Origin of the sequence: Pseudohongiella sp. O18 (genome assembly GCF_021729085.1) — a bacterium.
GTDB lineage: Bacteria > Pseudomonadota > Gammaproteobacteria > Pseudomonadales > Pseudohongiellaceae > Pseudohongiella.
In genome coordinates this window covers 954,210-968,924 of sequence record NZ_JAJSAR010000002.1, presented here as the reverse complement: position 1 = coordinate 968,924, position 14,715 = coordinate 954,210, and the positions used below count along the sequence as shown (strand labels likewise).

General features: G+C 56.6%; 16 protein-coding genes. All 16 read left to right on the top strand.

Annotation, left to right across the window (positions count from 1 at the left end):
- The first annotated feature begins 20 nt into the window (after positions 1-20).
- The 16 genes from LVD14_RS11735 (at position 21) to moaA (ending at position 14,710) form a co-directional block, all read left to right on the top strand.
- Entirely contained in the window at positions 21-2,219 is a 2,199-nt protein-coding gene (locus tag LVD14_RS11735) for a chemotaxis protein CheA (RefSeq protein ID WP_237134259.1), read from the top strand.
- A 14-nt stretch (positions 2,220-2,233) separates the two neighbouring features.
- Entirely contained in the window at positions 2,234-3,304 is a 1,071-nt protein-coding gene (locus LVD14_RS11730; RefSeq protein ID WP_237134258.1) for a chemotaxis response regulator protein-glutamate methylesterase, read from the top strand.
- 1 nt (position 3,305) lies between these two features.
- Complete coding sequence (locus tag LVD14_RS11725) at positions 3,306-4,115, top strand: ParA family protein (protein ID WP_237134257.1); 810 nt, start codon at positions 3,306-3,308, stop codon at positions 4,113-4,115.
- Positions 4,108-5,016 (top strand): chemotaxis protein CheW, encoded by a 909-nt coding sequence (locus tag LVD14_RS11720; protein ID WP_237134256.1) that lies wholly within the window; start codon positions 4,108-4,110, stop codon positions 5,014-5,016. The genes LVD14_RS11725 and LVD14_RS11720 overlap by 8 nt, the downstream gene beginning before the upstream one ends.
- A 149-nt stretch (positions 5,017-5,165) precedes the next feature.
- Positions 5,166-5,639, top strand: a complete 474-nt coding sequence (locus LVD14_RS11715) for a chemotaxis protein CheW (RefSeq protein WP_237134255.1) — start codon at positions 5,166-5,168, stop codon at positions 5,637-5,639.
- Positions 5,640-5,652: 13 nt separating this feature from the next.
- Positions 5,653-6,051, top strand: coding sequence for a DUF2802 domain-containing protein (locus tag LVD14_RS11710; RefSeq protein ID WP_237134254.1), 399 nt, complete (start codon positions 5,653-5,655; stop codon positions 6,049-6,051).
- A 27-nt stretch (positions 6,052-6,078) separates the two neighbouring features.
- Complete coding sequence (ccmA, locus tag LVD14_RS11705) at positions 6,079-6,819, top strand: cytochrome c biogenesis heme-transporting ATPase CcmA (protein WP_237134253.1); 741 nt, start codon at positions 6,079-6,081, stop codon at positions 6,817-6,819.
- Positions 6,816-7,526, top strand: coding sequence for a heme exporter protein CcmB (ccmB, locus tag LVD14_RS11700; RefSeq protein ID WP_237134252.1), 711 nt, complete (start codon positions 6,816-6,818; stop codon positions 7,524-7,526). Before ccmA ends, ccmB begins: the two co-directional genes overlap by 4 nt.
- 107 nt (positions 7,527-7,633) lie before the next feature.
- Positions 7,634-8,374: a heme ABC transporter permease gene (locus tag LVD14_RS11695; RefSeq protein ID WP_237134251.1), complete on the top strand. Its 741-nt coding sequence runs from the start codon at positions 7,634-7,636 to the stop codon at positions 8,372-8,374.
- An 11-nt stretch (positions 8,375-8,385) separates the two neighbouring features.
- Complete coding sequence (ccmD, locus tag LVD14_RS11690; RefSeq protein WP_237134250.1) at positions 8,386-8,637, top strand: heme exporter protein CcmD; 252 nt, start codon at positions 8,386-8,388, stop codon at positions 8,635-8,637.
- A complete protein-coding gene (gene ccmE / locus LVD14_RS11685; protein WP_237134249.1) occupies positions 8,634-9,089 on the top strand; it encodes a cytochrome c maturation protein CcmE in 456 nt (151 codons plus the stop codon). Before ccmD ends, ccmE begins: the two co-directional genes overlap by 4 nt.
- Positions 9,089-11,086, top strand: a complete 1,998-nt coding sequence (locus LVD14_RS11680; RefSeq protein WP_237134248.1) for a heme lyase CcmF/NrfE family subunit — start codon at positions 9,089-9,091, stop codon at positions 11,084-11,086. Before ccmE ends, LVD14_RS11680 begins: the two co-directional genes overlap by 1 nt.
- Positions 11,087-11,088: 2 nt before the next feature.
- The gene (locus tag LVD14_RS11675; RefSeq protein WP_237134247.1) at positions 11,089-11,640 is read left to right on the top strand and encodes a DsbE family thiol:disulfide interchange protein; all 552 of its coding nucleotides are present in this window, start codon (positions 11,089-11,091) and stop codon (positions 11,638-11,640) included.
- Entirely contained in the window at positions 11,637-12,212 is a 576-nt protein-coding gene (locus LVD14_RS11670) for a cytochrome c-type biogenesis protein CcmH (RefSeq protein WP_237134246.1), read from the top strand. The genes LVD14_RS11675 and LVD14_RS11670 overlap by 4 nt, the downstream gene beginning before the upstream one ends.
- Positions 12,213-12,221: 9 nt before the next feature.
- Complete coding sequence (gene ccmI, locus LVD14_RS11665; protein WP_237134245.1) at positions 12,222-13,520, top strand: c-type cytochrome biogenesis protein CcmI; 1,299 nt, start codon at positions 12,222-12,224, stop codon at positions 13,518-13,520.
- A gap of 71 nt (positions 13,521-13,591) precedes the next feature.
- A complete protein-coding gene (moaA, locus tag LVD14_RS11660; protein ID WP_237134244.1) occupies positions 13,592-14,710 on the top strand; it encodes a GTP 3',8-cyclase MoaA in 1,119 nt (372 codons plus the stop codon).
- Positions 14,711-14,715: the final 5 nt, after the last annotated feature.

The window sequence follows — 14,715 nt, the reverse complement described above, 5'->3', positions numbered from 1 at the left end:
AGGTAGAAAAGGTGGACAACATGAGTTTTTTTGACGACGAAGAGATTCTTGAGGATTTTCTGGTTGAAGCCGGAGAAATTCTCGAACAGCTCTCTGAACAGCTGGTCCAGTTGGAAAAACAACCGGATGACAAGAACCTGTTGAACGCCATTTTTCGCGGTTTTCACACCGTCAAAGGAGGCGCCGGCTTCCTTCAGTTGAATGCCATGGTGGATTGCTGCCATGTCACCGAAAACCTGTTTGACAATCTGCGCAACGGTCACCGCAAAGTAACGGCCGAGCTGATGGATGTAGTACTGCAGGCGCTGGACACCGTTAATGGCATGTTTGCCCAGGTCAAGGAGGGGCAGGCTCCTGATCCAGCCCCCCAGACATTGCTTGATGCACTGCAGGCCCTGGCCAGCGGCGAAGATATCACAGAGCCGCTGGCTGACAATCCCGAACCCGTTGCTGAAGAAAGCACGGACGATATGAGTGATGAGGAATTTGACCAGCTGCTGGCCTCTCTCGACTCTGCTGATATCGCGGCGGACGCCGAAGGCAGCATCAGTGCCAGCGACGACGAAGAAATCACTGAAGAAGAATTTGAAGCACTGTTGGATCAGTTGCAGGGCAAAACGCCAGAGCCTTCAGCTGCAAAGGAAGTATCTCCCGAGAAGCCGGCCGATACCGCGAAGCAGTCCGTCGGCTCGTCCAGCCAGCCATCGGCTGACGAAAGCTCATTAGAGCCTGCAGAAACAGAGCAGAGCGCGACTGCCTCGGCCAGTGGCGGCGATGAAATAACCGACGAAGAATTTGAAGCCCTTCTGGACCAGTTGCATGGTTCAGGTTCACATGGTGGTGTGCCATCTGGCGCTGTCAGCGCGGCTAAGAAAAAGGCTGAAACTGCTGAAGCCAGCAAAAATGACAAACCCGCCAGTGCTAAAACGGGCAGTGCGGCCAAACCAGCCAGCGCCACCAAGCCAGCATTGCGGGCAGTGCCAGACAGCAAGCCTGCGGCCAGTGCCCAGCCAGCCGCTCCGGCAGCAGCCGCTAACGCAGCTGCCAAAGAGGCGCCGGAAACAACCGTCCGTGTTGATACCCGTCGCCTGGACGAAATCATGAACATGGTGGGTGAGCTGGTATTGGTCCGAAACCGTCTGGTTCGTATAGGCTCCACTGCTGCAGATGAAACACTGTCCAAGGCGGTTGCCAATCTGGATCTTGTGACAGCCGACCTGCAAACCTCTGTCATGAAGACGCGGATGCAGCCAATCAAGAAAGTGTTTGGTCGCTTCCCGCGCGTCGTGCGAGACCTGGCACGTAACCTCAAGAAGGAAGTCGCGCTTGAGCTGCACGGTGAAGAAACCGATCTGGACAAAAACCTGGTAGAGGCGCTGGCAGACCCGCTGGTGCACCTGGTGCGAAATGCCGTGGACCACGGTATTGAACTGCCTGAGCAGCGTGAGAAGAATGGCAAATCGCGTCAGGGAACAGTTTTGCTCGCAGCTGAGCAGGAAGGCGACCATATTCTGCTGACCATCAGTGACGACGGCAATGGCATGGATCCTGATGTGCTGCGCCGCAAAGCCGTTGAAAAAGGTTTGATGGACAAGGATGCTGCGGATCGACTGAGCCGCTCTGAATGTTTTGATCTGATTTTTGCACCAGGCTTCTCGACCAAAACCGAAATTTCGGATGTCTCTGGCCGTGGCGTGGGTATGGATGTGGTCAAGACCAAAATTTCGCAGCTCAATGGCACCATCGCCATCGAGTCGAATCCGGGCAAAGGCTCGCGTATTGAAATCAAGGTACCCCTGACCCTGGCCATCATGCCGACGCTGATGATCGTTGTTGGAGACCAGACCTTCGCGCTGCCGCTGGCGAATGTCAGTGAGATATTCAATCTGGATCTCAGCCGAACCCACGTCGTCGACGGGCAGCAGGTGGTGACGGTACGCGACAAGGCGTTGCCACTGTTCCATCTGCGCCGCTGGCTGACCCATCAGGGTGGCAGCGATGCCATCAAGACTGAAGCGAACGTTGTCATAGTGCACGTGGGTACACAGCGAGTCGGATTTGTGGTCGACACGCTGATCGGTCAGGAAGAGGTTGTCATCAAACCCCTGGGTCGTATGCTGCACGGAACTCCGGGTATGGCTGGTGCCACGATTACCGGTGATGGTCGCATTGCCGTTATCCTTGATGTGCCCGGTCTGCTGAAGCGATATGCAGCGTAACAGGAACTGACACTATGACAATAAAGGTTCTGGTAGTTGACGATTCGGGCTTCTTTCGCCGGCGTCTCAGTGAGCTGATCAATGCCGACAGTCGCCTGGAAGTAATCGGAACAGCGGTCAATGGTCAGGAAGCCGTGGACCAGGCGGCTCGACTGAAGCCGGATGTCATCACCATGGACTATGAAATGCCGGTCATGGACGGCATTACGGCCGTGCGGCACATTGTGCAGGCCAGTCGCACACCTGTGTTGATGTTCTCCTCGCTTACCTATGAGGGGGCGCGTGTCACACTTGATGCGCTGGAAGCCGGGGCGGTTGATTACCTGCCCAAAAACTTTGAAGATATTTCGCACCACGCTGAAGAACTGCAGAAGATTCTGTGTGAACGCATTGTGGTTGTATCACGCAGCCGCAGCCGGTCAGCGCCGGCAGCCATTGCCAGCGCACCCGCGGCAGCGCCGGCGCAGGCGGAGACGCGCAGCTACGAGCCAGCGGCATCAGGGCGTGGCAATCTGCGTCACGCGCAACTGGTGATTATTGGAGCCTCAACCGGTGGCCCGATGGCACTGCAGGAGGTGCTGACAAAGCTGCCAGACTCGTTTCCGTTGCCAATACTGCTGGTACAACATATGCCTGGCACCTTTACACGTGCGTTTGCCGAGCGTCTGAACCGCATCGCCCGGATAAGTATTGCCGAGGCCAGTGATGGTGACGTGCTGAAACCCGGGCATGCCTATCTGGCGCCAGGTGGCAAGCAGATGCTGGTGGAAGGGCGCAGTTCTTTGCGGGTCAGAGTCATTGACGGTGATGAGCGCTTGAATTACAAACCATCGCTGGACGTGACCTTCGGGTCGGCAGCACGCGACCTGGGTAACAAAGTGCTGGGAGTTGTGTTGACTGGCATGGGCTCTGACGGTCGTGATGGTGCCAGGATGTTAAAAACAAGCGGGGCAACAATCTGGGCACAGGATGAAGAAAGTTCAGTCATCTATGGTATGCCCATGGCTGTTGCCAAAGCAGGTCTGGTAGACGAGGTGCTGCCGTTGAACAAGGTGGCAGCGCGTCTTTGTCAGGAGATATGCTGACATGCATGTATGGTCGGTAGCCAATCAGAAGGGCGGAGTCGGCAAGACCACCACAACGGTGGCGCTGTCGAGCCTGTTGGCTGATCGGGGTAAACGTGTGCTGATGCTGGACCTTGACCCGCAGGGGTCCTTGGGCAGTTACTTCGGACACGCACCCGAGAATGCAGCCGGCAGCAGCTTTGAGTGGTTTGTTGGACCCGGGCGCCTGTCGGACCAGGTATTGCGCCAGAGCATCCAGCCAACGGCCTACAAGAATCTGATGCTGGTCCCGGGCAGTACTGCGCTGGCTACTCTTGAGCGCAGCGCCGTCACCCAGGAGGGCATGGGGCTGGCCATTTCCAGAGCGCTGAGCAAGCTCTGGGATGACTTTGATTATGTGCTGATCGACAGCCCACCCACACTGGGTGTATTGCTGATCAATGCCCTGGCAGCCTCGGAACAGTTGATTGTCCCGGTGCAGACGGAATTTCTGGCCATCAAGGGCGTGGAGCGAATGCTGAATACCCTGCAGATGGTCAACCGGTCACGCCGCCACCCATTGCCATTCCTTATGGTGCCAACGCTGTTTGACCGCCGCACTCACGCCAGCGTCAGCAGTTTCCGCTATATGCGAAAAACCTGGCCTGAGGTTACCTGGCAGGCGGCCATTCCAGTCGATACCCGATTGCGCGATGCCAGCTCTCAGGGTGTAACGCCATTGTCGCTGGACCCTGAAAGCCGTGGAGTGCAGGCCTATGGCAGTTTGCTTAAAACGCTTTTGAAGATGGAGGCTGATCGACTGGCCGGCACTGTGGAGGCAAGCCATGCGTGAGATCAGGACGGCTGCAAAAGTGGATGTTGTTCAGGACTACCTTGACGCATTGCTGAGAGATGTCACGCAGGATTTCATGCCGTCGGTTCGGGCCGTGCCTGCACAATCCCGACGCATACCAACATTCGCTGATCCCGACATAGCCCTTGCTGACGAGGAAGCCGTCGTCCCGCCAGTTGTCGAACAGGAATTTGTGGCTGAGCCGGCGCTTGAAGAGCCTGTCGAAGAGCCGGCCCTGCAGGCTACCTCCGCAGTGGCAGTTGCAGCGGAGGAAAAAACTGAACAGCGGGTCGCGGGAAAAGCAGCGGAAAAAGAATCTGACCAAGAGCCCATCGCCGCCAAAAAGGCTGATGTGGATGCCGAGACTCAGCTTAATACGCTGGAAATCGCCGAAGCGGCCCAGCAGGTTCGGGGGCTTCGCCAGGCGCCGGAATGGGCAAACAAACCCTTCGCCAGTCTGCTGTTTAGTGTCCTGGAGATGGACATGGCGGTCCCACTGCACGATCTGGGCGGCATTTGTCCGATTGAAGACGGCAAAATTCAGCCGGTTGCCGGTCAGGCAAGCTGGTTTATGGGGCTTCTGCGCTGGAATGGGAAAAACATTCGGGTGATTGATACTGCTGATCTGTTAATGCCGGAGCGTTGCCCCGCTGATCGCAAGCACTGGCAGGACTACCAGTCTGTGATTGTGCTCGGCGATTCGCTCTGGGGTCTTGCCGTCAGTCACGCTGAAGAGTCAGTACGCCTTGAGCCATCGCAGCTGCGCTGGCGTGAGGGCGGCAGCAGTCGGCCCTGGCTGGCGGGAACACTGCTTGATCGTCTGTGCAGCCTGCTGGATGTGGAAGTGCTGAGTTCAATGCTGGCATCTGCCGATCGCGGCTTGGACAAGAACAAGAGCTAATTGGTACAAAAACTGCATGCTCATCGGTATCAGTGCCGTTTTTTGGCACTCATGCCGGCAAAGGCCCAGCTGATCGGCAGGAAATTGACCTCAGACGTACAATTCCGCTGTGTGGCCGCTAAAAATTTGACGCCTGGATAGAGGTAGATATGGCAGAGGCAACTAAAAAACTGGACGATCAGGTCCTGCAGTGGGTGACATTCAACCTGGAAAACGAGACCTATGGCGTCAATGTCATGGTCGTCAAAGAAGTGCTGAAGTTTCAGGATATTGCCCCGGTTCCGGGTGCCCCCGACTATGTCATGGGCATCATCAATATCCGTGGCACTGTCATCTCTGTGATCAACACGCGCCGCCGTTTTGGTCTGCATGATCGTGAGCCAGATGACAACACACGTATTGTGATTCTGGAAATTGGCAAACACGTGCTTGGTATTGTTGTTGATAGTGTGGCGGAAGTCGTTTACCTGCGCGGGTCGGAAATCGAAACTGCCCCGCAGGTCAATAAAGACGAAACAGCCCGATTCATCACCGGTGTCTGCCATCGCGAAGATCAGCTTCTGATTCTGGTCGAGCTGGACAAGCTGTTGACGGAAGAAGAACTGGCCGAGCTGGACAACTAACCAGGAAAACACGATGACATTAATCGTACTTGCTGCACTGACCGCTGTCTCCGCGCTGCTGATGCTGGTGGTCATGGGGATGCAATGGGCCAATCTGCGCCGTATCCGCGGTCTGGAGCAGGCACTGCTGGAAAGCCGCAAAAAGCAGGAGGCACTGCAGCGCGAGAGCAACAAAACGATTCTCACGCTGGGCAAGGCGCTGGCGGCCGTTGATCAACGGCTGGGCCAGACCCAGCGTCGTCAACAAGACCTGGAAAACAAGGACAGCGGCAGTCTGACCTATGCCCAGGCGAGCAAACTGATCCAGATGGGCGCGGCGCCGGAAGATCTGGTCAAGTCCTGTGGGCTTTCAGAGGCCGAAGCCAAACTGGTTTCACTGATGGCCGCGCGTGGTGTCGGACGCGTGTCTTAAAGACAAGCGTCCTGCAAAGCGTTTATAATGGCAGGGATGAGCCTGCCGACTTCTTCTTCAGAATCTCCCGTCTCCGCTGCGCCTGGATCCGCGACCTTTGCGCGTGAGCAGTCCGGCGGCGTCCCCTTGCTTCAGGCCCGCTCGCTGTTCTGTGAACGAGATGAGCGCGTGCTTTTCAGTGATTTTCAGCTCGATATTCATGCCGGTCAGCTGGTGCAGGTGCTGGGCAGCAATGGCAGCGGTAAAACTACGCTGCTGCGAATCCTGTGCGGCCTGAACGATAGTTACGAAGGCGAGATTCTGTGGCGCGGTCAGCCGGTTGAAGAGCAGCGTGAGACCTTTCTGGCATCACTGCTCTATATCGGGCACCGAGTGGGCGTAAACCGAATCCTGACACCGCGCGAGAATCTGCGTTGGAGTGCCTCACTACATAGTCCAGTAGAAGACGATCGAATCGAAGCGGCCCTGGCGCGTGTAGGCCTGCGAGCCTACGAAGATATTCCCTGTCGCAATCTGTCCGCAGGGCAGACCCAGCGGGTTTCGCTGGCCCGGTTGCTGATCAGTCCGGCTGCCTTGTGGATTCTCGACGAACCCTTTACCACGCTTGATGTCTACGGTGTCCGCGACCTTGAGTTGCTGCTGGCCGAGCATGTGGGCAAGGGTGGGGCGGTGCTGGTGACAACCCACCACCGCCTGGATGTGCCCTGCGAACTGCACCGAGTCAATCTCGACAATCCCTCGGAACGCACGGTGGTGCCTGCCTCATGACGCAGCCGACCTCCACATCATCTGCGGTGACTGTCAGCACCAGTGCAGCGTTTGTCGCTACGCTGAAGCGAGATTTGCTGGTGGCTTTCAAGCGTCGCAACGACCTGCTCAATCCCATCATGTTTTTTCTAATTGTTGTGACCCTGTTCCCGCTTGGGGTCAGTTCGGATCCGGTGGAGCTGGCCCGCATCTCGGCAGGTGTAGTCTGGGTCTCAGCGCTACTGGCGTCCATGCTGTCACTGGACAATCTCTATCGTGCAGATTACGAAGACGGTTCGCTGGAGCAGCTGTTGCTGTCACCCCAGCCGCTGTTTTTTCTGGTGCTGGCCAAGAATATTGCCCACTGGCTGATCGCGGGATTGCCGGTTGTGCTGCTGTCGCCGTTGCTGGCTTATATGCTGTACCTGCCGCAAGAAGCCTATGTCACGCTGGTGTTGAGCCTTCTGATTGGCACACCAGTACTGAGTCTGATCGGATCGATCGGCGTGGCACTGACAGTGGGACTGGGCAGTCGTGGGCTGATTCTGGCCGTAATCGTTTTACCACTGTCCATGCCCGTGCTTATAATCGGCGCCAAAGCGGTGAGCGACATTATGTTTGGCCTGCCAGTCGGCACTCATTTCGCCTTGCTGGGCGCCATACTGGCGCTGACGTTGACAATGGCGCCACTGGCATCAGCCGCCGCACTGCGGATCAGCGTGAATTAATCGATCTGAATGATAACGCCGATAGAGCGTTACAAAGCGTAACAGGGGCGTTAGAATGCCCATGTTATAGTCCACTTATCAATAGCTTGGGGTAGGGTGAGCCGGTCATGTGGCTGTGGTTTTCTAAATTGGGGTCGCCGCGTTGGTTTTATGAACTGTCCGGCAAGTGGTTGCCCTGGCTGTACGCAGCGATGGTATTACTGGGCGTGATTGGACTGACCTGGGCCTTATTGTTCGTCCCTGAGGATTATCAGCAGGGGCAAACCATCCGCATCATGTACGTTCACGTACCTGTGGCGAGTATTTCACTGGCGGCATTTCCGCTGATGGCCGTAGCGGGCACTATTACCCTGGTCTGGAAGATGAAACTGGCAGATATGGTTGCCAAATGTGCGGCACCCATAGGCCTGTGGTTTACCGGCCTGGCGCTGGCTACCGGCGCGATCTGGGGTGAGCCGATCTGGGGTACCTGGTGGGCCTGGGATGCACGACTGACCTCCATGCTGATCCAGTTTTTCCTGTTTATTGGCGTAGTGGCTCTGCGCTCGGCGATTGAAAGCCCTGACAACGCTGCCAAAGCCTGCGCAGTACTGTCTATAGTGGGTGCCATCAACGTGCCAATTATCAAGTACTCCGTGGAGTGGTGGAATACACTGCACCAGCCCTCCAGCGACTACTCCATGGATCCTGTATCACCCAATCCGCCGGAAGTGTGGGTGCCACTGGTCATCATGATTTGCGCCGTTTACGTATTTTTTGTCATTACCCTGATTCTGCGCACCCGGAATGAAATTCTGGTTCGCGAACGCCGGTCGCAATGGGTGAAAGATCTGGTGGCCAGGGCCTGAGGGGAGCGATCATGCCGACACTGCAGTTTTCAAGCCTGGGTGAGTTTCTCCAGATGGGCAATTACACCTTTCACGTGTGGATTGTCTACCTGTTGTTTGCCATCTTCATCAGTTACAACCTGCTGCAGCCGCGCCTGCAGCGCAAACAGTTTGTTCAGGAACAGAAACGCCGGGCCAACCGTGATGCCGAGCTGGCAGCGCGGGCCCGGTCGACGTCATCAGGGGCGGGCCACGCTGGCCCGGACAATGGGAGCCAGTCATGAAACCGCATCGCAGAAAGAAGCTGGGTATTATTCTGTTTATTGCCACAGGTTTGAGTGTTGCCATTGGCCTGTCGCTGTATGCACTCAGCAGCAATATTGATCTGTTTTTTACACCGTCACAGGTGGCTGCCGGAGAAGTGACACCAGGTCAGCGAATCCGCGTTGGTGGCATGGTCAAGGAAGGTTCTGTCGAGCACAATCAGCAGGACCTGCAGGTGCGTTTTATTGCCACTGATTACAGCCATGACGTCGATATTTATTACAGCGGCATACTGCCCGACCTGTTCCGCGAAGGGCAGGGCATTGTGGTGGAAGGAGCTATGGGAGCAGATGGCACATTCATAGCATCGCGGGTCCTTGCCAAGCACGATGAAAACTATATGAGTCCCGAGGTCAAAGCCGCCATGGATGCTGCCGAGCTGCAGCGCAGCATGACGCAGGGAGGCACCTGATGATTCCGGAACTTGGTAATTTTGCGCTGATCCTGGCCTTCTGCCTGAGCATTGTGCTGGGCACATTGCCAATAATCGGTGCCGCTCGTGACAACACGCTGTGGATGTCGCTGGCACGTCCTTTGACGGCTGGTGTTTTTGTTTTTCTGAGCATCAGTCTGGTGATTCTGGGCTACAGCTTTGTCACCGACGATTTTTCCGTGCAGTTTGTTGCCAACCATTCCAACACCAATCTGCCTTTGCAGTACAAGATAACGGCAGTGTGGGGTGGTCACGAAGGCTCCTTCCTGTTCTGGACCTGGATGCTGGGGGGCTGGATGCTGGCAGTGGCCATTTTCAGCAAATCTGTGCCCGAGGAATTCATCGCCCGTGTGCTCGGTGTCATGGGTCTGATCTGCGTGGGTTACACGCTGTTCATGCTGGCGACATCAAACCCCTTTGATCGTGTCCTGCCGCTGCCACCGGCAGACGGTGCTGACCTGAATGCGGCGCTGCAGGATTTTGCTTTTATCGTGCATCCGCCGTCGCTGTACATGGGGTATGTTGGCTTTTCTGTGGTGTTTGCCTTTGCCGTCGCCGCACTGCTCAGCGGGCGTCTGGATGCGGCCTGGGCGCGATGGTGCCGGCCCTGGGCCAATGCTGCCTGGGCGATTCTTACGCTGGGGCTGTCACTGGGCTCCTGGTGGGCCTATTACGAGCTGGGCTGGGGTGGATGGTGGGCCTGGGACCCGGTAGAGAATCCGCCGCTGATCACCTGGTTGCTCGGTGCGGCAATGATTCACTCGCTGGCGGCAACAGAAAAGCGTGGCGTGTTCAAGAGCTGGACCGTGCTACTGGCCATCATGGCCTTTGCCTCCAGTCTGCTGGGTACCTTTATCACGCGTTCGGGTCTGCTGACCTCGGTCCACGCGTTTGCAACGGATCCGACGCGCGGCGTATATATCCTCGGTTTTCTGGGTCTGATCGTCGGCGGGTCGCTGCTGCTGTATGCCATCCGTGCGCCCATTCTCAAAAGTGAGTTCGGATTCGGCAACTGGTCTCGAGAAGTTTTCCTGCTGGCCAACAACCTTATCCTGGTCGTGGCGAGTGCCGCAATCCTGCTCGGTACCCTGTATCCCATGGTGTACCAGGCGGTTTCCGGTGGAGACCTGATATCGGTGGGTCCGCCGTACTTCAATACCATTTTTGTACCCCTGATGGGCATTCTGGTTGTACTTCTTGGCATCGGTCCGGTGGCGCGCTGGAAGCGCACTTCACGTGAGTATCTGCGGCAACAGCTGACACGCGTGGCCATTGCTGCGGTAGTGCTGGGTGTGGCGATACCGGTGCTGCTGACCATGTCTGTACCACTTGGCACTATTGGTGTGTGTGTTCTGGCGCTATGGATCATGTTCTCGATGCTGCGTGATGTGGCCGGCAAAGTGGCCAACAAACCGTCGCTGATGGCGGGGCTCAAGAGTCTGCCGGTCAGTTACTGGGGCATGCAGCTGGCACATTTTGGATTTGTCATGACCATGGCCGGCGCCTGCCTGACCAGTATCTACAGCATTGAACGCAGTGTGTTGCTGCAGGCCGGGCAACAGGCAGACCTGGGGCGTTACACTTTTGTGTTTGAAGGTACGCGGCCAGTGCAGGGGCCCAACTATATAGCTGATGAGGGCACGATCCGGGTGCTGCGTGACGGCGAGTTCCTGCGTACGCTGCATCCGCAGAAGCAGCTCTACACAGCCAGCAATACACCCGCGACCCACATGGGTATTGATGGTCGCTTCCTGCGCGATCTGTTCGTGACGCTGGGTGACCCGCGAGACAATGGTGCCTGGTCGATGACCCTGTACGTCAAACCCTTTGTGCGCTGGATCTGGCTGGGAACCATCTTCATCGCCTTTGGTGGCATTCTTGCGGTAACTGATAAACGTTATCGACGCTACAAGGTCAGCAAGCAGGCCAGCGCTGATGAGCAGCCGGCTGAAGCCAGGCTGGCAGGAGAGCACTGATCATGAAAAATCTGAAGCTGTTTCTTCCCGTTATTGTGTTTGCAGTACTGGCGGTGTTCATGTGGCGCGGCCTGTATCTGGATTCGCGAACGCTGCCATCCATGCTGATCGACCGGGAGTTGCCCAACTTTGAGCTGCGCACGCTGGAACCTGGCGATCAACTGGCGACTGTCGAGGATTTACCGGATGAACCGTTTATCCTGAATATCTGGGGCAGCTACTGTCTGCCGTGCCTGCAGGAAAATCCGATTTTCATGGCAGCGCGTGAGCAAAACCTCGTGCCCATTATCGGCGTTAACTACAAAGATACCGATGATGCCGCGCGTGAATGGCTGGACATTAACGGCAATCCCTTCACGCTGAATATAGTTGATGACACTGGCCGCTATGGTATTGACCTGGGTGTATATGGTGCACCTGAAACCTTTATTGTGGATGCCAATGGTTTCATCCGCTACAAGCATATCGGCACCATCGATTACCGTGCCTGGCAGGATGAGATAATGCCGGTTGTCCGTCAGTTGCAATCGGAGAACCAGGTGGCAGGCTCATGAGCGTTTCTGCAACCCTGATACCGGGCCGCCGACTGCAGCCGCAGTACCTGCTGGCCTGCCTTGCTTGCGTGTTCGCCGTGTGGATGATCATCAGTCCTGAGGTTCAGGCGCAGGCGCCGGTGGATGTCTATGATTTCGAGACCACCGAGCAGGAGCAGCGATTTCGCCAGCTATCCAATGATTTTCGCTGTCCGATGTGTCAGAACGCCAATCTGAGCAGCTCGCCGGGTGGCGTTGCAGCGGATCTGCGTCGCGAGATCTATCGCATGATCATGGAAGGCATGAGCGATGAAGAAATTGAAGCGTTCATGCTGCAGCGCTATGGCGATTTTATTCTGTATCGTCCCCGATTGACGCTGCAGACAGTTTTGCTGTGGTTTGGTCCCATCCTGTTCCTGCTGGCTGGTGTGTGGATTGCACGCAACATCACCCGCAGCAGTGGCGGCAGAGCGGAGACGACTGATGAGACTGAGCGCGAAACGGCAGTGACGCTGAGCGCCGAGGAAAAAGCCCGGTTGTCCCGCCTGCTGAATGATCAGCCCGATGCCGACAACCCCACCAACCGATCTTGAGGTGACTACTTGTTCTGGATAATCAGCAGCCTGCTATTTGTGCTGGCGATTGTATTTGTGGTGCTCCCGCTGCTGCGACACTCGAAGCGTGTGGTAGTGGGTGAGCGCGAGCGCGACGCCGCCAACCTGAGGATTTACCGCGAACGCCTGGCCGAACTGCAGGCAGAGCTTGATGAAGGGCTGATCGATAAGCCGCAGTACGACGCGCTTGAGGCGGAGCTGTCACGTACAGTGCTGAGTGACGTCAGTGCCGATGCCCTGAACCCTGCTGATCGCAAAAAGAAACCAGGCAAACCCTTGTCATGGCTTGGTCCATCGCGCCTGATCCCAGTGATCATGGTTTTGGCAATGCTGCCAGCCAGTATTTATCTGTACGGTATATGGGGAGCTGGCAATGACCTGCGCGTCGCCGAATTGTTTGAGCGCAGCCGACAGGCTCAAGACGATCCGCAGGCCCTGCAGGAGCTGATATTTGAACTGGGTGCCGTGATCGAGAAAGATCGCAGTAATGGCTGGGCCTGGTATTTCATGGCCCGTAACCTGGTGTCGCTGGGACAGTTCAATGAAGCCGCGCTGGCGTTCCGAAATGCTGCAGACAATATTGAGCATCCTCAGGACCAGGCTGTTATCCTCGGGCAATACGCGCAGGCACAGTATGTTGCGGAGGGTCAGCAGATGACCGGGCGGGTGCAGGAAATCATCACCCGCGCGCAGCGTCTCAACCCGTCCGAACCGTCGGTATTGCAGCTGCTTGGCGCCGACGCATTTGTTAACGGCGATTATCAGTCAGCTCTGACCTATTGGCAGCAGCTGCTGGGAAGTACCGTGCAGGGCAGTGAAGATGCCCAGTTCCTGCGCGCCATGATCGCCGAGGCGCAGGCTCAGTTGATGCAGCAGGAAGGTGGTGAAGTCGATACGGCAGGCACGCCGCAACTTGAGATCAGCCTGGCACTGTCACCTGAAATCGATGTCCCTGGCGAGACGCGCGTGTTTGTGTCGGCACAGGACACCAGCCGTCCCGGTCCACCGCTGGCAGCGAAATTGATGACTGTCGCGGATCTGCCGGCAATTGTCAGCCTGAGTGATACTGATGCGGTGGGCCCATTTAACCTTTCCTCGGCAGAGGAGGTCATTGTGGTGGCCACTGTGGCTGTGGGTGGAACCGCTGATGTGCAAAGCGGCGATTATCAGGTGCGCTCAGAACCTGTTAAGCTGAACACATCAGCTGATGAGCCAGCTGCAGATGCTGACAGTTCCGGGGCGGAGCCGGTCAGATTGCAGATGCTGATCAGCGATGCTGTACCCTGAGCCGACAGTTGGCTCGACAAGTCGTTTTCAAATGGCAGGCAAAATGTGTTGCCTCCCTCTGAGTGTGGATAATGAGTGTAAGCAGTAGTACCACTGACAACGCGGTTACTGATGCCGTGATAGCGAATGCCGAGAAAGAGGGTCTGATTGACCGCTTCGGACGGCGTGTCGACTATGTGCGTCTGTCGGTGACAGACCGTTGCGATTTTCGCTGCGTGTACTGCATGACCGAAGAAATGACCTTTCTGCCCAGACGGCAGGTGCTGAGCCTTGAAGAGATTTACCAGCTCGGCAAGGCCTTTACTGAACTGGGTGTCAGACGCCTGCGCCTGACCGGTGGTGAACCGCTGGTTCGCAACAACGTCATGTCGCTGATCGAGGCGCTTGGACGATTGCCAGGGCTGGATGAGCTGCTGCTTACCACCAACGGAGCGCAACTGGAAAAACTGGCAGGGCCGCTGCGTGATGCAGGTGTCAATCGCATCAACATCAGTATCGACAGCCTGGATGCCGATCGCTTTAAACGTATTACCCGGGTTGGCAGTCTGCAGCGCGTCATGGCAGGTATAGCCGAGGCCAGAAAACAGGGTTTCGAGCGTATACGCCTTAACAGCGTCATCATGAAGGGTTATAACGATGACGAAGTAATGGCCCTGACCGACTACGCGCTGGAGCAGGGCGTGGATATTGCTTTTATTGAGGAAATGCCGCTGGGGCAGGCCTCGGATCATGCCCGTGAAGACACCGTCTGCAGTAACGACTGGGTCCGCGAGCAGATTCAGAGTCGGTATACGCTTGTCAGCACTGATGCTCAGACTGCGGGCCCGTCAAAATATTACAACGTAGCCGGCTACGACAACCGAATCGGCTTTATCTCACCGATGTCGCACAATTTCTGCGCTGACTGCAATCGCGTGCGCGTTACTGTGGAAGGCCGCCTGCTGTTGTGCCTTGGCAACGAACACTCCTCAGATCTGCGCGCGGTACTGCGCGGACATCGCGGGGCGGTGGCTGATCTGGCACCTCCACCACCGGATGAACTGTCACTGGCTGATCTGGAGCGGGAGCCCGCCAGCGATGAGCTCAAGGCAGCGATTATCGCGGCCATGGACCTGAAGCCAGAGCGACACCATTTTTATGAGCAGGACTATGCGCAGCCTGTGCGTTTGATGAATATGACTGGAGGTTAGTGAGC